This is a genomic window from Burkholderia sp. MSMB1588 (genome assembly GCF_001546925.1).
Lineage (GTDB): Bacteria > Pseudomonadota > Gammaproteobacteria > Burkholderiales > Burkholderiaceae > Burkholderia > Burkholderia humptydooensis.
Map to the genome: position 1 here is coordinate 1093505 of NZ_CM003770.1, position 22173 is coordinate 1115677.

The 22173-nt window shown below is 68.6% G+C and carries 23 protein-coding genes and 2 pseudogenes; 8 read left to right on the plus strand and 17 right to left on the minus strand.

What is annotated here, in order from left to right; genetic code table 11:
- Positions 1-134: 134 nt before the first annotated feature.
- Both WS92_RS04460 and WS92_RS04465 read right to left on the minus strand, forming a co-directional pair.
- Complete coding sequence (locus tag WS92_RS04460; protein ID WP_015603896.1) at positions 135-524, minus strand: VOC family protein; 390 nt, start codon at positions 522-524, stop codon at positions 135-137.
- A 147-nt stretch (positions 525-671) separates the two neighbouring features.
- Complete coding sequence (locus WS92_RS04465; protein WP_009914203.1) at positions 672-956, minus strand: hypothetical protein; 285 nt, start codon at positions 954-956, stop codon at positions 672-674.
- A gap of 89 nt (positions 957-1045) precedes the next feature.
- On the opposite strand from WS92_RS04465, the gene WS92_RS04470 reads away from it, so the two are divergent.
- Entirely contained in the window at positions 1046-2116 is a 1071-nt protein-coding gene (locus WS92_RS04470; RefSeq protein WP_082743834.1) for a phytoene/squalene synthase family protein, read from the plus strand.
- A gap of 10 nt (positions 2117-2126) precedes the next feature.
- Here WS92_RS04470 and WS92_RS36345 read toward each other — a convergent pair.
- Both WS92_RS36345 and WS92_RS04475 read right to left on the minus strand, forming a co-directional pair.
- Positions 2127-2351, minus strand: a pseudogene (locus WS92_RS36345) (LysR family transcriptional regulator); the annotation flags it as partial.
- A 77-nt stretch (positions 2352-2428) separates the two neighbouring features.
- Positions 2429-3322 carry a LysR substrate-binding domain-containing protein gene (locus tag WS92_RS04475; protein WP_059933655.1) on the minus strand — a complete coding sequence of 298 codons (894 nt, stop codon included), beginning with the start codon at positions 3320-3322 and terminating at the stop codon, positions 2429-2431.
- A gap of 166 nt (positions 3323-3488) precedes the next feature.
- Between WS92_RS04475 and WS92_RS04480 the strand changes: the two genes are divergently transcribed.
- The 4 genes from WS92_RS04480 (at position 3489) to WS92_RS04495 (ending at position 5564) form a co-directional block, all read left to right on the plus strand.
- Positions 3489-4055 carry a hypothetical protein gene (locus WS92_RS04480; RefSeq protein ID WP_059933324.1) on the plus strand — a complete coding sequence of 189 codons (567 nt, stop codon included), beginning with the start codon at positions 3489-3491 and terminating at the stop codon, positions 4053-4055.
- Positions 4043-4369: a hypothetical protein gene (locus tag WS92_RS04485; RefSeq protein ID WP_059933321.1), complete on the plus strand. Its 327-nt coding sequence runs from the start codon at positions 4043-4045 to the stop codon at positions 4367-4369. The genes WS92_RS04480 and WS92_RS04485 overlap by 13 nt, the downstream gene beginning before the upstream one ends.
- An 18-nt stretch (positions 4370-4387) precedes the next feature.
- The gene (locus tag WS92_RS04490; protein ID WP_059933318.1) at positions 4388-5233 is read left to right on the plus strand and encodes an MBL fold metallo-hydrolase; all 846 of its coding nucleotides are present in this window, start codon (positions 4388-4390) and stop codon (positions 5231-5233) included.
- A 136-nt stretch (positions 5234-5369) separates the two neighbouring features.
- Positions 5370-5564, plus strand: a complete 195-nt coding sequence (locus tag WS92_RS04495) for a YqaE/Pmp3 family membrane protein (RefSeq protein ID WP_009914210.1) — start codon at positions 5370-5372, stop codon at positions 5562-5564.
- Positions 5565-5622: 58 nt separating this feature from the next.
- Here WS92_RS04495 and WS92_RS31030 read toward each other — a convergent pair whose 3' ends face one another.
- Genes WS92_RS31030 through WS92_RS04505 form a run of 3 tightly spaced genes read right to left on the minus strand, consistent with a single transcriptional unit; the run spans position 5623 to position 8220 of the window.
- On the minus strand, positions 5623-5793 hold the full coding sequence (locus WS92_RS31030; RefSeq protein ID WP_015604075.1) for a hypothetical protein: 171 nt from the start codon (positions 5791-5793) through the stop codon (positions 5623-5625).
- Positions 5765-6772 carry a cytochrome d ubiquinol oxidase subunit II gene (cydB, locus tag WS92_RS04500; protein ID WP_059933315.1) on the minus strand — a complete coding sequence of 336 codons (1008 nt, stop codon included), beginning with the start codon at positions 6770-6772 and terminating at the stop codon, positions 5765-5767. Before cydB ends, WS92_RS31030 begins: the two co-directional genes overlap by 29 nt.
- Before the next feature lie 35 nt (positions 6773-6807).
- Positions 6808-8220, minus strand: coding sequence for a cytochrome ubiquinol oxidase subunit I (locus tag WS92_RS04505; RefSeq protein ID WP_009914212.1), 1413 nt, complete (start codon positions 8218-8220; stop codon positions 6808-6810).
- A gap of 401 nt (positions 8221-8621) precedes the next feature.
- Between WS92_RS04505 and ltaE the strand changes: the two genes are divergently transcribed.
- Complete coding sequence (ltaE, locus tag WS92_RS04510; protein ID WP_059933312.1) at positions 8622-9635, plus strand: low-specificity L-threonine aldolase; 1014 nt, start codon at positions 8622-8624, stop codon at positions 9633-9635.
- Here ltaE and WS92_RS04515 read toward each other — a convergent pair.
- Complete coding sequence (locus tag WS92_RS04515; RefSeq protein WP_059933652.1) at positions 9604-10575, minus strand: HTH-type transcriptional regulator ArgP; 972 nt, start codon at positions 10573-10575, stop codon at positions 9604-9606. The two genes, ltaE and WS92_RS04515, sit on opposite strands and share 32 nt — an antisense overlap.
- A pseudogene (locus WS92_RS37100) lies at positions 10572-10763 on the minus strand (hypothetical protein). The gene WS92_RS04515 and the pseudogene WS92_RS37100 overlap by 4 nt, the downstream one beginning before the upstream one ends.
- Here WS92_RS37100 and WS92_RS04520 point away from each other — a divergent pair.
- Both WS92_RS04520 and WS92_RS04525 read left to right on the plus strand, forming a co-directional pair.
- Positions 10752-12905: a penicillin-binding protein 1A gene (locus tag WS92_RS04520; protein WP_059933649.1), complete on the plus strand. Its 2154-nt coding sequence runs from the start codon at positions 10752-10754 to the stop codon at positions 12903-12905. The pseudogene WS92_RS37100 and the gene WS92_RS04520 sit on opposite strands and share 12 nt — an antisense overlap.
- 12 nt (positions 12906-12917) lie before the next feature.
- Positions 12918-13526 (plus strand): trimeric intracellular cation channel family protein, encoded by a 609-nt coding sequence (locus WS92_RS04525; protein WP_059933309.1) that lies wholly within the window; start codon positions 12918-12920, stop codon positions 13524-13526.
- A 60-nt stretch (positions 13527-13586) separates the two neighbouring features.
- On the opposite strand, the gene WS92_RS04530 is transcribed toward WS92_RS04525, so the two are convergent.
- The 8 genes from WS92_RS04530 to WS92_RS04560 all read right to left on the minus strand — a co-directional run bounded on the left by WS92_RS04530 (position 13587) and on the right by WS92_RS04560 (position 22128).
- Positions 13587-14405, minus strand: coding sequence for a heme ABC transporter ATP-binding protein (locus tag WS92_RS04530; protein ID WP_059933306.1), 819 nt, complete (start codon positions 14403-14405; stop codon positions 13587-13589).
- A gap of 143 nt (positions 14406-14548) precedes the next feature.
- Positions 14549-15670 (minus strand): FecCD family ABC transporter permease, encoded by a 1122-nt coding sequence (locus WS92_RS04535; protein ID WP_059933303.1) that lies wholly within the window; start codon positions 15668-15670, stop codon positions 14549-14551.
- Positions 15667-15915: a hypothetical protein gene (locus WS92_RS31040; protein WP_082743833.1), complete on the minus strand. Its 249-nt coding sequence runs from the start codon at positions 15913-15915 to the stop codon at positions 15667-15669. Before WS92_RS31040 ends, WS92_RS04535 begins: the two co-directional genes overlap by 4 nt.
- Complete coding sequence (locus WS92_RS04540; RefSeq protein ID WP_015602662.1) at positions 15912-16838, minus strand: heme/hemin ABC transporter substrate-binding protein; 927 nt, start codon at positions 16836-16838, stop codon at positions 15912-15914. The genes WS92_RS31040 and WS92_RS04540 overlap by 4 nt, the downstream gene beginning before the upstream one ends.
- Positions 16835-17995 carry a hemin-degrading factor gene (locus WS92_RS04545; protein WP_059933301.1) on the minus strand — a complete coding sequence of 387 codons (1161 nt, stop codon included), beginning with the start codon at positions 17993-17995 and terminating at the stop codon, positions 16835-16837. Before WS92_RS04545 ends, WS92_RS04540 begins: the two co-directional genes overlap by 4 nt.
- Positions 17996-18051: 56 nt before the next feature.
- Positions 18052-20337: a TonB-dependent hemoglobin/transferrin/lactoferrin family receptor gene (locus WS92_RS04550; RefSeq protein ID WP_041861974.1), complete on the minus strand. Its 2286-nt coding sequence runs from the start codon at positions 20335-20337 to the stop codon at positions 18052-18054.
- Positions 20338-20824: 487 nt separating this feature from the next.
- Complete coding sequence (locus WS92_RS04555) at positions 20825-21052, minus strand: hypothetical protein (RefSeq protein ID WP_006029054.1); 228 nt, start codon at positions 21050-21052, stop codon at positions 20825-20827.
- 179 nt (positions 21053-21231) lie between these two features.
- Positions 21232-22128: a LysR substrate-binding domain-containing protein gene (locus tag WS92_RS04560; protein ID WP_059933298.1), complete on the minus strand. Its 897-nt coding sequence runs from the start codon at positions 22126-22128 to the stop codon at positions 21232-21234.
- Between the last annotated feature and the right edge of the window lie 45 nt (positions 22129-22173).

Here is a 22173-nt window from a genome sequence, read left to right on the forward strand (position 1 = left end):
GTGTCGTGACGTGCCGCTTTCGTTTGTCTGTCGATGCGAGCCGCGGCGCGCGACGCGTGCGCGACGAGAGGCGCGGTGAAGTTGTGAGAATTTGTATCGGCGCGCGGACGCGATTGGCGATCGCGCGCGAGCGCTCAGCCCGGCTGCGCGTTCTGCAGGACGATTCGATAGCCGTCCGGATCTTCGAACGTCACGCCTTTGCGATCCCAGTACGGATTCACCGAGCGGCACGGCGTGGCGCCATGCGCGAGCATCCGTTCGACTGCCTCAGCCCACACGGGGCGCTCGGGAAGATAGAAAACGAGCAGATGCTCGGGGCTCGGCGCGCGCGCGACCGTCACGCCGTGCTGATGCGTGAATTCGATTTGCCACGGATAGCCGGCGCGGCCGACGATCGCGCCGTCGAAGCCTTCGTGATGCTCGAAGCGGGCGACGACGTCAAAGCCGAGCGCCTGCGTATAGAAGCGCACGAGTGTGTCGATGTCGTTGGTCGGCCGGGCGACGCGCAGGACGGGGAGATTCATCACGGCACTCCTGTATTCGAAGATTCGGCGCGAGGGGTTTCGCGGCAACGCCGTCTTCAGCATAGGCCGAAAAATTCGGCGGCGGCCCTGCGCAACGTCGCCGTGCGTGTCGTGCGTGCCGCGCGTGCCGTGTGGCGCGCCCGCCGGTTACTTCGCGGTTTCGTCGAGGCCGCGCTGCAACAGCTCGGTCAGCAATCCGGTCATCCCGTCCGGATGCGCGGCCGCCCGTTCGTTCAGGCGCGCGACGAGCTCGATGTTGAGCTTGCACGCGAACGGCACGAGACCCTGCGCCTGCTCGAGCTTGCGCCGCTCGCGGCGATCGGCTGCGGCTTCTTCGGCGCCCTTGCCGAAGCGCGCGGACGTCGTCTGCTTCATCGCGTGCGTCAGCTTCAACGCCTTGTTCTTTTCGAGATCGGTTTTCTTCATCGCCATCGCGGTCACCTTTTGCAGGAAAGGATGCGATTGTACGCATTGCCGGGCGGCCCGCGCGCGTTTGCCGATACAATGCGGCAGCCACTCGTATGACCGACCTGATCCGATCCATGGGCAATCCCACCCGGGCCTTTCTGCTGGGCCCTCTGCTGAAGGGCGTCTCGCGCTCCTTCTATCTGACGCTGCGCGTGCTTCCCGAAGGCATGCGCGACCCGATCGGCCTCGCGTACCTGCTCGCGCGCGCGGCCGACACGATCGCCGACACGTCGCTGATCCCGCCCGCGCAGCGGCTCGAACTGCTGCTGTCGCTGCGCGCGCAGGTCAACGGCGCGCCCGATCCGGACGCGCTCGCGCGGATCGCGGGCGAAGTCGCGGGGCAGCAGACGCAATCGGACGAGAAAACGCTGCTCGAATCGCTCGGCCCCGCGCTCGCGGTGCTGTCGCAACTGGGCGTGGCCGATCGCGGCGCGGTGCGCGGCGTCGTGACGACGCTCACCGAAGGGATGGAATTCGATCTGCGCACGTTCCCCGACGAATCGTCGGGCCGGCTCGCCGCGCTGCGCGAATGGCCGGAGCTCGATCGCTACACGTACCTCGTCGCCGGCTGCGTCGGCGAGTTCTGGACGACGATGACGTGCGCGCATCTGCCCGGCCTGCTGACCGAGCGCGAGGACACGATGGCCGAGCGCGGCATCCGTTTCGGCAAGGCGCTGCAGATGACCAACGTGCTGCGCGACTGCGGGAAGGATCTGCGGATCGGCCGCTGCTATCTGCCGCAGGCGATGCTGGACGAATACGGGCTGCGCGCGGACGACCTGCTGCGCCCGGACGCATCGCTGCGCGCGCGGCCGCTGATGCATGCGCTCGTGCGCACGACGCTCGCGCATTTCCGCGCGGGCATCGACTACACGTTCGCGATTCCGCGCCGCGCGCCGCGCTTGCGGCTCGCCTGTTTCTGGCCGATCGCGATCGGCCTGCGGACGCTCGCGCTGCTCGCGTCGAACGACGCGTGGCTCGATCCGGCGCGCGCGTCGAAGGTGCGGCGAGGCGACGTCTACTGGATCATCGCGTATTCGTTGCCGCTCGCGATGTCGAACGGCGCGCTGCGCGCGTGGCTCGAGCGCCTGATCGCGGACGTCGAGGCGCGGCTCGCGGCGTGACGTCGCCCCGCATGTCCTGCGTGTGGCGCGCGAGGATCTGCACGAGGCGCCCCGATGCGCGATCCTGCCCGGTCATGAAATCCGACAGGCAGGCGATGCCCGCGCCATCGAGCGCGAGCTGCCTGGGCGTCTCGCCGCTCGACGGCCACACGGCCGGGGCGATGCGGTAGGGCTCGCCGTCCGCGGCGAGAATCGGCCACACGTTCAGCGATTCGGGCTGGTTGAAGGCGAGCAGCCATTGCACTGCCCGAAGGTTTTTTGTGCGCGGGCAGATGAGGGATGGCTGTCTTGTGACGAGCGTCAGACGCTGCTTTAAGGCGTCAAGCCTCGGGCTTCGCCAAGAATCCATTTCGCAAATGCCTGTAGTGGCCCCTCACTCAATGCGATCGGCTCGGGAAGAACGAGGCAGAAGTTCTTGGTAATCGCTTTGCCGTCTGGCCAGGGCGCGACCAAACGGCCTTGTTCAAGCTCTGTCCCGACGTAAAGACGCGGCACCAATGCAACACCCAAGCCGGCTAGCGCCGCCTCTATCAGCATGGAATGGAGATCGTACCGTGGGCCAACCGCCGAATTGGCAAGCACGATGCCGGACGCTTGTGCATAAATCTGCCAGGCGTCCGGATTTTGTCGCCTGTGAAGGCGTGGCAGCGCATCCAGCGACGTGTTCGCATCGGCGTCCTTGAGGAGCGCCGGACTGCAGACGGGCACAAGCACCTCCTCCAGCAGGTGATGTAGATGCATACCCGCCCATGCGGGATGCTCAAAATGAATTGCCGCGTCGAAACCGCTACCGGCAAGCAGGAAGGGTTCCATACGTTCGGCGATATGCACGGTAATGTTCGGGTGCCGATTTTGAAAATGCTTCAGTCGGGGGATAAGCCAACGGGTGGCGAAGGTCGGAATTGCGGCGATATCAATGCTCGCGCCCTCGACGGGCTGCCCCATCAAATATAGGCTGTCCCGTTCCAGCCGATCCAGAATCTCACGCACCTGCACCGCGTATCGCGTGCCGTTGGGTGCAAGCCGTACCCGATTTCCAACGCGCTCGAACAACGCAACACCCAAAAACGCCTCCAACCGGCCTATCTGACGACTGACGGCGCCCTCGGTCCGCGCCAGTTCCTCCGCGGCGCGGGCGAAGCTTCCGTGTCGAGCCGCGGCCTCAAAGGCCAGGAGGGCGGAGTTGCTTGGAATTTTGCGTCGCATTGGAGTCTCGCCGATCAGGATGTATTCGACGCCAGCTTGAGAAAACATCACTGAAGGCTGACTTTATGTCGATATTTACGCTGGAAATATCAGATTACCATTACGTTACTGCAATGAACATGCAGCGTTCGCAGCAGGATGCTCATCTGTCACGAAGGACAATCTGATGATCTATACCGTGGAATGCAGCTTCGCCGACCCCAACAGCGAAGCCGAATGGAACGACTTCTATAGCCTTGAAAAGCTGCCCGCCCTCGTCTCGGTTACGGGCTTTCACACGTCGCAGCGCTTCAGATCGATAAGCGATGGTTGCCCCGTCTACCTGGCCGCCCACACGATTGACGGTCTCGACGTCCTGACCGGGGAGGAATATCGCCAGAAAGGCGGCGGCAATTTCGCGAGGTGGCAGCAACACATCACCGACTGGCGCCGAAATCTCTACAGCGATATCGGCCTCGCGCCGGCGGTCAATGCAGACGAACTCCTCGTGCTTTGTGCGAGCGGCCCCGATCCCCTGATCCGGATGGGCCTAAAGCCGTTGGCCATGCAAGCCGTTGCGCTGGCAAAGTTTCCGGAGCGCCGTTGGCTCGCAGTACTGCCCCGGAGCAACGCTCAGCTTGTCGAGAACATCTCGGAAGACCTTTACCTTTACTCGCCGATGGCGGAACAACTGACAAGCTCCCGCACCCTTTCGACAGAGCAGGAAAAAACAGGTCAGCGATGCCAAACGTGACTTTCCATATTCATGCGGAACACATGCCGTCTGATGAGAGCCTGGTCGGGCTTTCCAGCGACTGCGTCAAACTCTGTACGAATGTCCTTAAAGCAGAACTCAAGAACGTTCACGTCATCTATGTGGATGTTCGGCACGGACATGGGCATCCCGTTTTCGCGGAAGTCCAATATCGCCTTGAGTCGTTTCGCACGCCCCCGGTCATGAACCAGTTCATGGAAGCCCTGGAGAACGCCATCGTTCGCCGCACGGGTCTTGCGGCGCGCATCCGTTGTTTTGGTTACGCCGCGTCGAGCATTCACGCCCGAAATTAGCAGGTCTGGAGAAGAATCGTGTCCACCGTTACCTTTCCAAGCCAGCAGGCTGGGGATTTCACGATTACCGCAATCAGCGATGGCTACCTCACCGCCAGCCTCGACTTCCTCTCGAATATCGACACGTCCGAGGCTTCCAGAATGCAGAGTGACGCAGGGCAGAAGGAGCCTTCCGCTGTGCATATCAACTGCTACGTGGTGCGCGGAGCGGGCCACACGATTCTCATCGACGCTGGGGCTGGGGGCATCAAGCAATGGGGCGGCCGCCTGAAGACCAATTTATTGCTTGCTGGCATCGAACCATCCACGATCGACACAATCCTGCTCACACACGCCCATCCCGACCATGTCGGGGGGCTGGTGAATACGGCCGGACAAGTTGCCTTTCCGAATGCGGAACTGGTTGCTCATCAACGAGAGATCAAATTTTGGCAGGATGATGGAAATCTGAGTCGTGCCAGCGAGCGGGCCCGCGGTAACTTCCTGATAGCGCGTCAAGTGTTCGACGGCTACAGCGACAGGCTCCGTACTTTCGATGAAGGAGAAGTGTTGCCCGGTATCAGGGCAATGCCGCTACCGGGACACACGGATGGACACACTGGATATGTCCTCGAATCCGGTGATCAGGGCCTTCTTGTCTGGGGGGATATCGTTCATTTTCCTCACATCCAGATTAAACGGCCGGACGTATCGATTGCATTCGATCAAGACTCGTCCCAGGCAGCTACCACGCGATCGCGGCTTCTGGACATGGTCAGCTCGGAGGGGCTTTTGATCGCCGGCATGCATTTGGGAGAACCTGGTTTCGCGCGAATAAAACGAACGAGGGGGGAATACGGCCTGCTTTACGAGACCGCAGCATGAGGCCACGATCTGCTATAACGATCGCGGGTGGTCCCGAGCGCAGGCCGGCGGCGCCGGACTTGAAATCCGGCGCCGCGTCACCATCTACCCGCCGATCAATTTCGATCATCGGCAATCCGACCAAGAGGAAATCACGATGCGTCTTCTGCTCGCCTTGCTGCTGCCTTGGCTGCAGTTTTTCACGATCGGCCGCCCGTTCGCGGGCATCATCTGCCTGATTCTTCAAATCACGCTGATCGGCTGGTTGCCTGCCGCGATCTGGTCGGTGTACGCGCTCAGCCAGTACAAGACCGACAAGAAGATCGAAGAGGCGCTCGGCCGGCGTTCCTGAGCTTGCGGCTGGCGGCGCGCGTGTCGAGCACATGCCGCCGCTCCGTCCCGCCCCGCGCCTACTTCACCGCAAACAGCGTCGCATACATGAACAGCTTGAACGCATAACCGAGCGTCACCGCGCCCGCGACGCCGCCCATCCACAGCAGCCCGAACCACATCCAGCCCGGCAGCCGCGTGCCGCGCGCGACGGCGCGCGGCTCAGTGGTGGTCGTAATGCTGGTCTTCATGGCGCACCTTTCCACGGAACACCCAATAGCCCATCGTCGTGTACGCGAGGATGATCGGGATGATGACGGCCGCGCCGATCAGCGTGAACGTCTGGCTCGAACGCGGCGCCGCGGCTTCCCACAGCGTCATGCCTTGCGGAATCGCATATGGCCACAGGCTCACGAGCAGCCCGACGTAGCCGAGGAACACCAGCGCGAGCGCGAGCGCGAACGGCGTCGTGTCGTGGCGCTCGCGCACCGCGCGGCGCATCAGCACCGCGCACGCGGCGACGAGGAACGGCACTGGCAGCAGCCGCCAGAACAGCCCCGTCGCGAACCAGCGCTGCGCGATGCTCGTGTCCTGCAGCGGCGTCCACAGGCTCACCACCGCGATGAAGCCGAGCAGCACCACGGTGAGCGGCCACACGACGCGATGCAGCCGCCGTTGCAGGTCGCCCTCCGTCTTCGCGACGAGCCAGCAGCAGCCGAGCAGCGCATAGGTCGCGACGAGCCCCAGGCCCGTGAGCAGGCTGAACGGCGTGAGCCAGCCGAACGCGTCGCCCGCGAAGCGGCCGCCGTCGACCGGGATGCCTTGCAGGAACGCGCCGAGCGCGACGCCCTGGAAGAACGTCGCGCCCGTCGAGCCGCCGATGAACGCGAGATCCCACAGGTGCTTTGTGCGGCGCGCCTTCGTGCGGATCTCGAACGACACGCCGCGGAAGATCAGGCACACGAGCATGAACACGAGCGGCAGATAGAGCGCGGAGAGCACGATCGAATAGACGATCGGGAACACCGCGAAGAGCGCCGCGCCGCCGAGCACGAGCCACGTCTCGTTGCCGTCCCACACGGGCGCGACGGTGTTCATCATCAGATCCCGCTCGTGTTCGGCGGGGAAGAACGGAAACACGATGCCGATGCCCAGATCGAAGCCGTCGAGCACGACATACATGAACAGGCCGAGTGCGATGATCGCGGCCCAGATTACGGTGACATCCATTTGCTAACCTCGCTTGGCTTGTTGGCGCGCCGGCTTCACGCGGCGTCGATCAACTGGTTCGCGGCCGACAGCGGGCGGCGGGCGGTGTGCCCGGGCCGCGCGTCGTGCGCATCGTCGGGCGTGTCGCCCGGCAGCGCGGGGCCCTTTCTCATCAGCTTCAGCAGGTAGTAGACGCCCGTGCCGAACACGAGGAAGTACACGACGACGAACGTCATCAGCGATACGCTGACCTGCTGCGTCGACAGCGGCGACACCGCGTGCGACGTGCGCATCACGCCGTAGACGACCCACGGCTGGCGGCCCACTTCGGTCGTCACCCAGCCGGCGAGCAGCGAGATGAAACCCGTCGGGCCCATCGCGAGCGCGAACTTCTGGAACCACTTCGCTTCATAGAGGCGGCCGCGCCGGCGCAGCAGCCACGCGAGCGCGGCGAGGCCGATCATCGCGAAGCCGAGCCCGACCATGATCCGGAAGCTCCAGAACACGACGGTCGAATTCGGCCGGTCTTCGGGCGGGAATGACTTCAGCCCGCGAATCTCGCCGTCCCAGCTATGCGTGAGGATCAGGCTGCCGAGATGCGGAATCGACACCGCGTAGCGCGTGGTTTCCGCCTTCATGTCGGGGATGCCGAACAGGTTCAGCGCGGTGCCGCCTTGCTCGGTTTCCCACAGGCCCTCGATCGCGGCGAGCTTCGCGGGCTGATGGCGCAGCGTGTTGATGCCGTGCTGGTCGCCGATCACCGCTTGCAGCGGCGCGAGCACGAGCAAGAGCCACAGCGACATCGAGAACATCTTCTTCACGGCCCTGTCGCGGCGGCCCTTCAGCAGGTGCCACGCGGCCGTCGCGGCCACGACGAGCGCGGCGACGACGAACGCGGCGATCGCCATGTGCGCGAGCCGGTACGGGAACGACGGGTTGAAGATGATCGCGAACCAGTCGGTCGGCACGACCTGGCCGTCGACGATCTCGAAGCCCTGCGGCGTCTGCATCCAACTGTTCGACGCGAGAATCCAGAACGTCGAGATCAGCGTGCCGATCGCGACCATCAGCGTCGCGCCGAAGTGCGCGCGCGGGCTCACGCGGTTCCAGCCGAACAGCATGATGCCGAGGAAGCCCGCTTCGAGGAAGAACGCGGTCATCACCTCGTACATCAGCAGCGGGCCGGTGACGGAGCCGGCGAAGCTCGAGAAGCCGGACCAGTTCGTGCCGAACTGATACGCCATCACGACGCCGGACACGACGCCCATGCCGAACGCGACCGCGAAGATCTTCGACCAGAACAGGCAGAGGCTTTTGTAGTACGCCTTGCCGGTCTTGAGCCAGCGGTATTCGAGCACGGCGACGAAGCTCGAGAGCCCGATGCTCAGTGCGGGAAAGACGATATGGAAGGAGACTGTGAATGCGAACTGCACGCGGGCCAGATCGAGGGCCGAAAAAGCGGTTTCCATGCGAGTAGACCGAAGCTGACGACACCCGCCGGCGGGGCTGCCGGCGGCCCCTGCGCCGCGCGCGCAAGGCCGCGGCTCTAGAGTCGGAACGGAGTATCGCGCTCGGTGTTGCGGTGCGAAATGCGCCAACTCGTCGCAGATGTCCAGCGCTGGCAAGCGCTTTGTCGACTTAAATCGTTGATTGGTATCAAGTTTGAAGCGATTTTGTGTGATAGTCGCGGGCGCGGCGGGTTGACGCGCCTGCGTCAATTGACCGCGCTGCGGCGAAGGCGTCCGCGCGGCGCGAGCGCGGCCGCTTCAGCCGCGCCCGGCGGCGCGACGCGCAATTTCGTACACTCGAACACTCCGCTTCGCCGCACGGCGGATGTTCCTTCTTCGACTAGACTCCCACGGGACCCCAGATGATCGATTTACGCAGCGATACCGTGACGCGCCCGAGCGCGCCGATGCTGGCCGCGATGACGGCCGCCGAAGTGGGCGACGACGTATGGGGCGACGACCCCACCGTCGCGCGCCTGCAGGCCGTGGTCGCCGAGCGCGCGGGCAAGGAGGCGGCGCTGTTCTTTCCGAGCGGCACGCAGAGCAACCTCGCGGCGCTGATGTCGCATTGCGGACGCGGCGACGAATACATCGTCGGCCAGGCCGCGCACACGTACAAGTACGAGGGCGGCGGCGCGGCGGTGCTCGGCAGCATCCAGCCGCAGCCGATCGAGAACGCCCCGGACGGCACGCTGCCGCTCGAGAAGATCGCGGCAGCGATCAAGCCGATCGACGATCACTTCGCCCGCTCGCGCCTCCTCGCGCTCGAGAACACGATCGGCGGCAAGGTGCTGCCGGCGGGCTACGTCGACGAGGCGGTCGCGCTCGCGCGCAGCCGCGGGCTCGCCACCCATCTCGACGGCGCGCGCGCGTGCAACGCGGCCGTCGCGTCGGGCCGCACGCTCGCCGAGCTGTGCGCGCCGTTCGATTCGATCTCGATCTGCTTCTCAAAGGGGCTCGGCGCGCCGGTCGGCTCGGTGCTCGTCGGCAGCCGCGCGCTGATCGACCGCGCGCACCGCTGGCGCAAGGTGCTGGGCGGCGGCATGCGCCAGGCGGGCGTGCTCGCGGCCGCGTGCCTGTACGCGCTCGATCACAACGTCGAGCGCCTCGCCGACGATCACGCGAACGCCGAGCGCCTCGCGCAAGGGCTCGCGCGGATCGAGCCGGTGAAGGTGCTGTCGCAGGCGACAAACATGGTGTTCGCGCAGATTCCCGAAGCCGATTGCGCGCCGCTCGAGGCGTGGCTCAACGAGCGCGGCATCCTCACGCAGATGCTGTATGCGTCGCGCTTCGTCACGCATTGCGACGTGTCGCGTGAGGACATCGACACGGCCGTCGCGGCGATCAGCGCGTACTTCGCGCGCTCGCGCGCCTGACGGCCGCCGCCGCGGGCCGCGCGGCCGCCTTCGCGGCGCCGCGCGGCAGCGGCGCGAGCAGTTGCTGCGCGGCCTCGACGACCCGCGACGACAGCGATTCCATCTTCGGCGACTGCACGGTCCACGCGTGCCAGTACAGCGACACGTCGGTCGAATGCGCGGGCGCGAGATCGACGAGCCGCTGCCCGGCGAGCGGCGCCGTGCCGAGCAGCAGCTCGGGCACCATCGCATAGCCCAGCCCGTGCCGCACGGCGGCGAAGTGCGCGTGCGTGCCCGGCACGTAGTGGCACGGAAACGCGCCGTCCGGCAGGCCGAGCTTGTCGCGCAGAAACGACGATTGCAGCGTGTCGCGCCGGCCGTGCGCGACGACGGGCGCGTCGCGCGCGCTCTCGCGCGTCAAGCCCTGCGGGAACCAGCGCGCGGCGAATTCCTCCGCGGCGATCAGCCGGTAGCGCATCGTGCCGAGCGGCGTCGAGAAGCAGCCGCGCATCGGCTTGCTCTGCGTCGTCACGCAGCCGATCGCCATCCCGCTTTCGAGCAGCGCGAACGTGTGCTCCTGATCCTCGACGATCAGCTCGAACAGCACCCGCTCGCCGGCGAGCACCGAGGTCAGCGCCGGCAGGAACCACGAGCCGAGGCTGTCCGAGTTGAGCGCGATCGCGACCGCGATCGTCGAGCCGCGTTCGGCTTCGAGCTCGGCCTGCAGATCCGCCTGCAACAGCGCCATGCGGCGCAGATGCTGCAGCACGCGCTGGCCGGCGGGCGTCGGCCGGCACGGCCGCGTGCGCAGCAAGAGCGGCGCACCGAGGTTCGCTTCCAGCGCGCGCACGCGCTGCGTGACGGCCGACGCGGTCACGTGCAGCCGCGCCGCCGCCTGCTCGAAGCTGCCGGTATCGGCGACGGCGACGAGCGCCGCCGCCTGTTTCGGATCGATCGTCATCTGTCGCTCGCTTTGCGCCGGCTGAACCGGCATCCTAAATAAAATTTAGTGTAATCAATTTAAGCTAAATATTGTACCGACATCGGAATCCTCCCCGGACAATGCGCGCGTGCGCATCGTGCGCTGCAACATCCGCGCGGCGCCGCACGCCGCATCTGCAAAGGAAGGATTTCGACATGACCGATCACACGCCGAACCCGTCGCGGCAAACCCCGCCGACGCCGCCTCGAGGGCCTGCACCGAAGCGCCGCCGCCGCTATTTCCGCACGCTCGCGGGCCTCGTGCTCGGCGCGGCGATCGCCGGCGGCGCGGTCGGCGCGTGGACGCTGCATCGCATCTGGACGGAGCTGCCTTCCGTCGAGCCGCTCGCCGTCTACCGGCCGGCGCTGCCGCTGCGGATCTTCTCTCGCGACGGCGAATTGCTCGCCGAATACGGCGTCGAGCGCCGCGAGTTCGTGCCGCTCGAACGCATCCCGCCGCTCGTGCGGCACGCGCTGCTCGCGGCCGAGGACGCGCAGTTCTATGCGCACGGCGCGGTCGATATCGGCGGGCTCGCGCGCGCGACGGTCGCGAACGTCGTCACCGGCCAGCCGGGGCAGGGCGGCAGCACGATCACGATGCAGGTCGCGCGCAACTTCTTTCTGACGCGCGACAAGGTGCTGAGCCGCAAGCTCGCCGAGATCCTGATGTCGTACAAGCTCGAGCGCGCGTACAGCAAGGACAAGCTGCTCGAGCTGTACATGAACGAGATCTACCTCGGCGAGCGCGCGTACGGGTTCGCGGCCGCCGCGTCGGTCTACTTCGGCAAGCCGCTCGATGCGCTCACGCCCGGCGAGGCGGCCGTGCTCGCCGGCCTGCCGAAGGCGCCGTCCGCGTTCAATCCGGTCGTCAATCCGGCGCGCGCGACGACGCGCCGCGACTACGTGCTCGGCCGCATGCGCGCGCTCGGGTATCTCGACGAAGCCGCATACCGGCAGGCCGTCGACGCGCCGGTCGCGCTCGCGACCACGCCGCCGCCCGGCATCCTTGCCGCGCCGTACGTCGCCGAGCGTGCGCGCCGGATGATGGTCGAGCGCTTCCACGACGACGCGTACACGCTCGGCCTCGACGTGACGACGACGATCGCGATGCGCGACCAGCGCGCAGCCGACGCGGCGCTCGCGCGCGGGCTCAAGCTTGGCGGCAGGCGCGACGCGAAGGACGCGAAGGACGCGCTCGAAGGCGCGCTCGTGTCGGTCGACGCGGCGACGGGCGACATCCTCGCGCTCTCGGGCGGCGCGGATTTCTCGCACAACGTGTTCGACCACGCGCTGCAGGCGTATCGGCAGCCGGGCTCGAGCTTCAAGCCGTTCGTCTATTCGGCCGCGCTGGAGAAAGGGATGTTTCCCGGCGTGCTGATCGACGACACGCAGCGCACGCTGTCGCGCGACGAGACGGGCGCGAACCCGTGGCGGCCGCGCAATTTCGGCAATCACTACGAAGGCTTCATTCCGGTGCGGCGCGGGCTGATGCGCTCGAAGAACCTCGTCGCGGTGAGCCTGATGCAGGTCGCGCAGCCGGATTTCGTCCAGCAGCACGCGGCGCGCTTCGGCTTCGAGCCGCTGCGCAATCCCGCGTCGCTGCCGCTCGCGCTCGGCGCGGGCTCGGCGACGCCGCTGCAGGTCGCGACCGCCTACGGCGTGTTCGCGAACGGCGGCGTGCGCATGGAGCCGCGCCTGATCGAATCGGTCCGGCAGCGGCAGGGCGGCGTGCTGTTCGACGCGCGGCCGCCGGCCGGCGTGCGCGCCATCTCGGAGCGCAACGCGTTCGTGATGGACAGCATGCTGCGCGACGTCGTCGCGCATGGCACCGCGCGCCGCGCGGTCGCGCTCAAGCGCGCCGACGCGGCCGGCAAGACCGGCACGTCGAACGGCTCGAAGGACGTGTGGTTCGCCGGCTATTCGTCCGGCGTCGTGTCGGTCGTCTGGATGGGCTACGACACGCCGCGCAGCCTCGGCCGCGCGACGGGCGCGTCGGCCGCGCTGCCCGTGTGGGTCGACTACATGAAGACCGCGATCGACGGCCGCGGCGCGATCGAGCGCACGCCGCCCGCGGACGTCGCGCTCGTCGACGGCGATTTCATCTACGCCGAATATGCGGGCGGCGGCAAGTGCTCGCCGTCGCTGCCGCCATTCGTGCGCAGCCCGTTCGCGTGCGACGCGGCGCGGCGGGGAGCGGCGGACGGCGACGCGCCGGCCAGCGCGACCGGCGCGGCGCGCGTGCCGACGCCGCCCGCCGTCGACGCGGCCGAGCGCGCGCGCGTGCTCGAACTGTTCCGCACCGAAGACTGAGGGCAGGCGCACATGCATACGCTCTACCTGATCGCGATCGTCGCCGAAGCGATGTCGGGCGCGCTGATGGGCATGCGGCGCGGGATGGACCGGTTCGGTCTCGCGCTCGTCGGCGCGGTGACCGCGCTGGGCGGCGGCACCGTGCGCGACGTGCTGCTCGGCCGCTATCCGCTGACCTGGGTCGCGCACCCCGAATACCTGCTGCTGACGCTCGCGGCGGCGACGTTCGCGTCGATGACGGCGACGCACGTCGCGCGGCTGAAGTCGCTGTTCACGGCCGTCGACGCGCTCGGGCTCGCGGCGTTCTCGATCATCGGCTGCGACGTCGCGGCGACCGTAAACGGCAGCCCGGTCGTGATCGTGCTCGCCGGCGCGATCACCGGCGTCTGCGGCGGGATGCTGCGCGATCTGCTCTGCAACGAGATGCCGCTCGTGCTGCGCAGGGAGCTGTACGCGAGCGTCGCGCTGCTGACGGGCGGGCTGTATGTCGGCATGAAGGCGGTCGGCGCCGCGGAAGGTTTCGCGACCGTCGCCGCGCTGGCCGCGGGATTCTCGCTCCGGATGCTCGCCGTGCGGCGCGGCTGGCGGTTGAAGGCGTTTCACACGGCCGACGCCGGCTGACGCCGCCGCCGCGCGCGCTGTAGTCGCTCATTGGCCGCTCATTGGCCGCTCATTGGCCGCTCAGGCGGGCACGATGACGGGCGCGGCGCCGTCGCCCGCATCGACGAGCCGCACGCGAAAGCCGTAGCAACGTTCGATCAGCGCGGGGCGCAGCACGTCGGCGGGCGCGCCGTCGGCGACGATCGCGCCGCCCGCGAGCATCGCGATGCGATCCGCATGGCGCGCGGCGAGATTCGGATCGTGGACGATCGTCAGCACGCCGAGGCGCCAGTCGCGCGACAGGCGCCGAACCGTGTCGAGCAATTGATGCTGGTGCGCGAGGTCGAGCGCGGCGGTGGGTTCGTCGAGCAGCAGGTAGCGCGGCGCGCGTGCCGCGTCCGCCGACGGCCAGAGCTGCGCGAGCACGCGCGCGAACTGCACGCGGGCGAGCTCGCCGCCCGACAGCGTCGTCACGTCGCGCGTGTCGAGTGTCGATGCGCCGGCGAGCGCGAGCGCCTGCGACGCAATCTCGCCGTCCTCGCGCGCGAGTGCGCCCGCGAGGCGCGCGTGCGGGTAGCGGCCGAGCAGCACGATGTCGCGCGCGCCGAACGCGAACGCGGGCCGCGAGGCCTGCGGCAGCACCGCGCGCAGCCGCGCGAGGCGCGTCGCGTCGATCGCGTGAAGCGGCTCGCCGTTCAGCGAGACGTCGCCGCGCACCGTCGCGCCGCGCGCGCGGCCGCCGGCCGGCAGGTCGCCCGCGAGCGCGCCGAGCAGCGTGCTCTTGCCCGCGCCGTTGCGGCCGAGCAATGCGGTGACGCAGCCGGGCGCGATCCGGATCGACAGATCGTCGAGGACGACGCGGCCGTCGCGCGCGACGTGAAGGTGTTCGGCAGTCAGCATGGCGTTCGGTCGGATGTCGGTTCGCGCGGCGGCGCGGCGGGTCGAGAAAGGCTGCGCGCGTTCCCGTTTGGAATTGGGGCGGCGAATGTCTTGACGCGGCAGGATGCTTGACGCGCGCGGACGATCTGGTTGCGTGCGCAACGTCATGCTCCCAACGCGCCGCGCCGCTTCCTTAGCAGCGCGAGAAAGAACGGCGCGCCGATCAGCGCGGTGAGGATGCCGAGCGGAATCTCGGCCGGCGCGGCGAGCGTTCGCGCGGCGAGATCGGCGGCCACCGCGAGCAGCGCGCCGAAAAGTGCCGCGCCCGGCATCACGATCCGCTGATCGGGGCCGGCCGCGAGCCGCACGCAATGCGGCGCGACGAGCCCGATGAAGCCGATCGCGCCGGTGCACGACACGAGCGCGCCGACGCACATCGCGGCTCCGACGAGCACGCGCCGCTTCACGCGCGACACCGGCACGCCGAGATGCATCGCTTCGATTTCGCCGAGCTGCAGCGCGTTCAGCGCGTGCCGCTCGCGCGCGAGCAGCGCGCCGCCGGCGAGCGCGAACGGCGCGACGGCGGCGATCGTGCGCCATTGCGCGCCGCCGACGCTGCCGAGGCTCCAGAACGTCAGCGAGCGCAGTTGCACATCGTCGGCGATGTACGTGAGGAGGCCGATCGCCGCGCCGGCGAGCGCGTTGATCGCGATGCCGGCGAGCAGCAGCAGCGGCAGCGCGAGCCGGCCGCGCGCGACCGCGAGCCGGTAGACGATCGCCGCGACCGCGAGCGCGCCGGCGAACGCGGCGACGGGCAGCAGGCCGAGCACGACCGGCGCCGCGACGAACGGGCCGAGCACGATCAGCGCCGACGCGCCGAGCGCCGCGCCGCTCGATACGCCGATCAGGCCCGGATCGGCGAGCGGATTGCGAAAGAGCCCCTGCATTGCCGCGCCGGCCGCGCCGAAGCCGGCGCCGACGAGGAGCGCGAGCGCGACGCGCGGCACGCGGATGTCGACGAGCACCGCGCGCGCCTGGCGCAGCGCGGCGTCGCCCGCGAGCTGTGCGTCGGTCGCGGCGAGCGCGTCGAGCAGTTGCGCGGGCGAGAGCCGGTACGCGCCGAGGCAGAGCGCGGCGATCGACGCGGCGGCGAGCGTGGCGGCGAGCGCGGCGAGCGTCCATCGTGCGCGCCGCCGGCGCAGCGCGGCGATGGCCGACGAGGCGAGCGCCGGACGGCGCTCGGCGGGCGTCGGGTCGACCGAAGGGGAACGGGCGGCGAGGCTCATCGTGAGGAATCGAACGGGATGGGCGGCGAGACGGCCGACGCGCGTGCACGGTGGCCGCCGACAAGCGGCGCGAGCCGGGCGGCAAGCGTCGCGGCGCGGCGCGCGATGTCATGCGCGTTGGCGCTGGCCGAATGAGCGCGTGCAGCCAGGACAACTTCAGGAACCCGAACGATCGCCAATGTGCGATGTGCGGTGCGGCGTGCCGCGACGCGCTGGATGAAACGCCGTCGAAGCCGCGCGTTCATGCGAGCACGCTGTTCAAGCGCCGCTGCAACGCGGCGACCGCCTGCGGCAGACGCGGCCCGAAGCCGAGCAGAAACAGCGCATCGAGCGACACGACGCGCCGCGCGCGCGCGGCCGGCGTCGCGTCGAAGCCGGGCGCGGCGAGCAGCGCATCGCGTCCGCCGGCCGCCCGCAGCCCTTCGTCCGAGATCAGCACGACGTCGGGCGCCGCCGCGACGAGCGCCTCGGCGGTCAGCGGCTTGTAGTGATCGAATCCCTGCATCGCGTTGTGCGCGCCCGCATAGCGGATCATCGCGTCGGCGGCCGTCTGTTGGCCGGCGGCGAGCGCCTGGTTGCCGGTGTGGTTCAGCACGAACAGCACGCGCGCGGGCGTGCGCTGCGGCGTGTGCGGCGGCGCGGCGTCCACTGCCGCGCGCGTCGCGAGCCAGTCGCGATCGAAGCGGGCGAGCAGCATGTCGCCCGTGGCCTGCAGCGACAGCGCATCGGCGACGCCGCGAATCTTGCGGCGCACCGATTCGACGTCGTGCGCCTCGTCGAACGTCGTGACGGCGACGCCCGCGCGCGTGAGCTGCGACAGCGCGGCCAACGGGCCGGCTTCCGCCGACGCGAGCACGAGATCGGGCCGCAGCGACAGCAATCCTTCCGCCGACAGCGCGCGTTGATAGCCGACCTTCGGCAGCCGGCGCGCGGCCTCCGGATACGTGCACGTGGTATCGGTGCCGACGAGTTCGTAGCGTGCGGTTCGCGCGCCGCCGAGCGCGTAGATCGTCTCGGCGAGCGCCCCGCCGATCGCGACGACGCGCTTCGGCGGCGCGCTCGCCGGCGCGCGCGCGAACGCGCCCGGATGCGCGGCCGCGAACACGAGCGCGCCCGTGCCCGCGAGCCACGCGCGCCGGCGTGCATCGATGCGCGGCGGCTTGCTCATCGCGCGGCCTCGGCGGCGGCTGAGCCGGGCGCGCCGGGCGCGCAGGCCGCGTCTGCCGCGTCCGCCGTATCCGCCCCATCTGTCGCATCGATTTTCGGCAGCGCGCCGACCAGCTCGCGCCAACCCGCGAGTTCCGGCTGCCCCGGCTTGCGCGCGCCGAACAGCATCGCGATGTTGTCGCCCGCCGCGTCGAACAGCTCGACCGACGTGACGACGCCGTCGCTCGTCGGCTTCCTCACGGCCCATGCGGACGCGACGAGATCCTCGCGCAGATGAAGGTTGAAATCCTTGTCGAGCACGTTGATCCACGCGCCCATGCGGCGGATGTTCGTCACGGTGCCGGTGTGGATCTGGATCATGCCGCGGTTGCCGACGAACACCATGATCGGCAGCCGCGTCTGCGCGGCGCGCTCCAGCACGCGCCGCGCCGCGTCGGTCGCGACGCGATGCGCGCGCGCCGCGCCGGCGAGCCGCAGTGCCTGCGTGCGCGACACGCCGAAGCGGCGCACGACGCCGTGGAACTGGTGCGTGTCCGTCATCGCGTCCCATGCGGCGCGCAGGCCCGCGGCGTCGACGTCGCCGTCGGGCCGCTCGGCGCACGCGCGCGGCGCGGGCTCGACCGCGAACGTCGGCGATTGCGCGGGCATCCGCCAGCGTGACACGAACGCGTCGAATGCATCGTGATCGCTGTGCTTGCGCAGGTAGACCTTGTGCACCGCATCGCCTTGCGCGTCGAAGAACTGCAGGCTCTTCATCACGCCGTGCGCGGTCGGCTCGTGGACGGCGAAGCCCGCCGCCCAGTTGCGATAGAAGATCCGCAGGTCGATCGCGCCGAGCGCGAGGCCGACCGGGCCGTCGTGGCTCATCTGATCGAACGCGCCGTCCTTCTCGTGCACGGCGGCCGCGTTGCGCGTGAGCGCCATCACGCCGGCGAGGCGCGGCGTCTCCTCGAACAGCTCGACGAAGCTCGGCTCGAGCCGCACGACGCGCTCGCCCGCGAATGCGGCGAGCGCCTCGCCTTCGCTCACGCCGAGCAGTTGCGCGACGTCGCGGTTGCGCAGCTTGCGGGTTTCTTTCAGATGCAGGAACGCGTCGCGCAGTTCGCCGGGCGCGAGCGCGCGGGTGGACGAAGAGGCGGGAGCGGCGGTGTTCATCATGTCGGAGATCCTCGATGGCCGGACGAACCGGTTGGATAAAAAGCGTGCGGGCCGCATCAGAAATCCACCTTCATGCTGAGCGCGACGCTGCGGCCCGGGGCGGTGTATGCGTCGAGCACGTTCGAATTGGCGGCGATGCCGCGCACGTCCGACCAGTTCCAGTACTTGCGGTCGAACAGGTTGTGAATGCCCAGGTAGGCGCTCACGTGCTTGTTGAACCGATAGCCGCCGCGCAGGTCGACGACGAGCGACGACGGCGGCGTGTAGCACGTCTTGTTCTGGCACGCGGCCGACGACACGTCGCGGCCGCGCTTGCCCGCCTGGAACAGCACGTCGGCCTGCGCGAACCAGCGCTCGCCCGGCTCGTAGCGCACGCCGAACACGGCGGAGAACGGATTGACCGTGTCGAGCGGCTCGCTCGCCGCGCCGTTGTCCTGCGTCGTGCCCTTCGTGAACGCCATCGCGCTCTTCAGCGTGAAGCCGTTCGGCATCACCCACTCGGCGCGCCCTTCGAAGCCGTGGATGCGCGCGTTCGCGAAGTTCACGTACTGGAACACGAGCGGATCGTTCGGCCGGCCGCTGCCGCCGATCGTGCGCTGCGAGATGAAGTTCCGATAGCGGCCGGCGAACGCGGCGACGCTGTAGCGCAGCGGCCCGTAGCCCGTTCCGAGCGTGCCGCGCAGGCCCGCTTCGAGCGTGTCGCTCGTCTCGGGCTTCAGGTTCGGATTGCCGATCGATGTATAGCCATAGATCGGATTCGAGAAGCTGTTGTTGACCTGGTCGGGCGTCGGCGTGCGAAAGCCGTGCGCGTACTGCGCGTATGGAATTAGCGCGGGCGCCACTTCGTAGAGCACCGCGACGCGCGGCGACAGCTCGTGATCGCTCGAGCTGACCGTCTTGCCGGTGAAGAGCGGATCGCCTGCAGCCGGGCTTAGCCGATACGCGTCGAAGCGCAGGCCCGGCGTGACGAGCAGCTTGCCGAAGCCGATCTGGTCCTGCACGAACGCGCCGAGCAGCGTGTAGTCGGTATCCGGAAACGCCTTGTTCGGGAACGATTCGCCGGGGCTCGCGATGGTGCCGTCGCGCAGGCTCTCGATGCGATCGAGGCTGCCGTCGACGCCGTACAGCAGCTTGTGCGCGAGCGGCCCGGTCGCGAAGCCGCTCTCGGCGAACGCGGAGCCGCCGAACGCGCGCTCGCTGTAGTGGTTCGAGCGCGAGCGCGATTGCAGGCCGCCGCCGCGCGTCTCGAACGCGTCCTGATCCTGCTTCGACTCCTGATAGTAGAGCTGCACGTGCGCGGTCTGGAACCCGCGCGCGGCGGCGTCGTGGAAATCGTAGTCGACGCTGAAGCGGTTGCGCTCGAGCCTGTCGTTCGCGGCGAGGCCGAGCGTCGTCGGCGGATTGATCGCCGACAGCACGTTCGTGTCGATTCGGCGCCGCACCGTCTCGGCGGTGAGCTTGAACGTGTCGCGCGACGTCGGCGTGATCGTCAGCTTGCCGAGCAGCGATTCCGTGTAGACGTCCTGAGGATTCGCGGTCGTGCGCTTCGTGCTCGCGGAATTGTCGTCGCCGTGCGTGTCGGCCTCGTGGCCGCGGCGGCCGGATGCGATCAGCATCCCCTGCACGCGGTCGTTGCCGCCCGCCGCCGCCACGGCCGCGCCGACGCTGCGGTCGACCGAGTCGTAGCTCGGCCGGAACGAGAAATAGGTCTTCTTCCGATAGATTGACAGCAGATCGGACGGATTTTTCGTGATGAAGTTGACGGCGCCTGTCAGACCGTCGCTGCCGTACAGCGTCGACGCCGGGCCGCGCAGGATCTCGATGCGCTCGAGCGTGTCGAGATCGGCGTAATCGCCGCGGCCGGCCTCGAGCGGACCGAACGAGAACGCGCTCGGCAGCCGGATGCCGTCTTCCATCAGCAGCACGCGGTTGCCTTCCAGGCCGCGGATGTTGATGCTCGAATCGCCGTCTCGGCCGCCGCCGAGCGCGGCGTTCGCCGGCCGGTACGCGGTGCGGCGCACGGTGACGCCCGGCTCGTAGCGCAGCGCGTCCTTGATGTTGTCGGCCTGCTGTTCTTCGAGGTCCGAATCGGTGATCACCGATACGCTCGCCGCAGTGCGGCTTGCGGCCGATGCGGTGCGCGTCGCGGTGACGGTGATCGGGTCGAGCGCGTGCGCGTCGGCGCGCGTGGCGGCGGTCGTTGCGTGCCGCACTTGCGGCGCGGACGCGGCGAGCGGCGGCGCGGCGGCTGCGGGTTCGGAAGCGGCGCCCGCGGCGCGCGCGGCCGCGGCGTAGAGGCCGAAGGCCCCGAACAGCGCGGCGCGAAGCGGCCGCCGCGCCAACAGAGGTTGATGCACGGTGTGGTCTCCCAGTGACGTTTGAGCCCGGAGGCTGGCTGGGTGACGCGTGCACCTGGCTGGCGCCCGCGCGCCTTTATGGCGCGGGCAGGTTGAAAGGAAAAGTTCGTGAAAACGAACAGGAAGTGTAATTGAGAATCATTCGCAATTCAATCGACAAAAATGGCGTTGCCGACTGGGCGGAGGGGCGGCGAGTGACGGGGGCGTCGTGAGGCTGCCCGGCTGAAGGCGATGTCGAGCGTCGTCGTGCGCCGTATTGTTCGCAACTAACGGTCTGGCGCGACCGGCGCCTTCGGCGAGAGGGGCCCGCGAGATTAAGGCCAGCGCGCGCGAGGCTGGGCGATGTCAGCCAGCGGTCGAGCATTGTCAGGACGGGGACGCGCGCACGGCGTCGCCGTCGCGGCGAATATCGCGCCGCTCGCAGCCCGCCGCGTTGCACCGCCGCCGCGCGATCCGCCCGCGCGGGCATGCGTCACGCCATCGATTCGAGCCGAATCAGCAGCTTGCGCACGTGCGCGAGAAACGCGTCGTGCGCTTCCCGGTCGTGCGGGGCCTCGAGGCGCGACGTCTCCGCGAGCTGGATCTGCCGGTCGAATTCGTCGGCGAGCGCCTGGCGCGTTTCGAGCGGAAGCACGCGAATCAACGAGACGAACAGCAACTCCTGAGCGTGAAGCACGCCGGACAGCGCCTGGACGTTCATGCCGACCTCCGTCGAAGAGAGCGCAGCGGCGCCGTGGGATCGCGGGCCGCCCGTCTCTTCATACTAGGTCCACCGCGCGCAAAAGCCGAGCGGCCGAGCGGCGCGCGGTTTCGCCGCGTCGCGAAGCGCGGGCGTCTGGCCGCGGCGCGGACGAAGCGGCGCGATGCGCGCCATGCCCGTCATGCGTGTGCGCACTCGCCGAGGATCCATTCGCGCAGCAGCCGCAGCGACGCGCTCGTCTGCAGCCGCTCGGGCGCGTAGCACAGGTAATGGCCCTGCTCGTCGACGTCGACGGGCGCGTCGAGCGGCTGCACGAGCGTGCCGGCCGCGAGCGGCGCGCGAATCAGGAACGCGGGAATGAGCGCGATCCCGAGCCCCGCCTGCGCCGCCTGGATCAGCACCGAGTATTGCTCGAAGCGCGGGCCGGCGAGCGCGTTCATCTGCGTGACGCGATGCCGGTCCGCCCACGCGAGCCACGCGCATTCGGCCTGCTCGTGCAAGAGACGCGGCGCGGCGGCGATGTCCGCGGGTTCGCGCAGCGCGTGGCGCTCGGCGAATTCGGGCGCGCACACGGGCACGAACGTGCGGCCGTCGAGATAGTCGCACTGGACGCCTTCCCAGCGGCCGTCGCCGTAGCGGATCGCTGCATCGAGCCCGAGCGGGAACGGGTCGCCCGGCGCGAGGTGGCGCCGGAAGCTCAGCGTGAGGTCGGGCGCGGTTTCGAGAAAGCGCGGCAGGCGCGGCACGAGCCATTTCGTCGTGAAGGTCGGCACGCTCGCGATCGTCAGCAGATCGCTGTCCTCGCGCGCACTCAGCAATTCGAGCGATGCATTGCCGATCTCGCGCAGCGGCCCCGCGACGCGCGCCTGATAGACCCGCCCCGCGCGCGTGAGCGCGAGATTGCGGCCTTCGCGCACGAACAGCCTCACGCCGAGCAGCGCCTCGAGGCTCGCGATCTGCCGGCTGACCGCGCTTGGCGTGAGGCCGAGCTCGCGCGCCGCGTACGAAAAATTCAGATGTTTCGCAGAACTGGCGAATGCATGCAGCTCGGCGACGTTCGGATACAGATGCTTCATCGCGAAGTATTCCGTCGATGCAAAGAGCGATGCGGAGTTTGTACG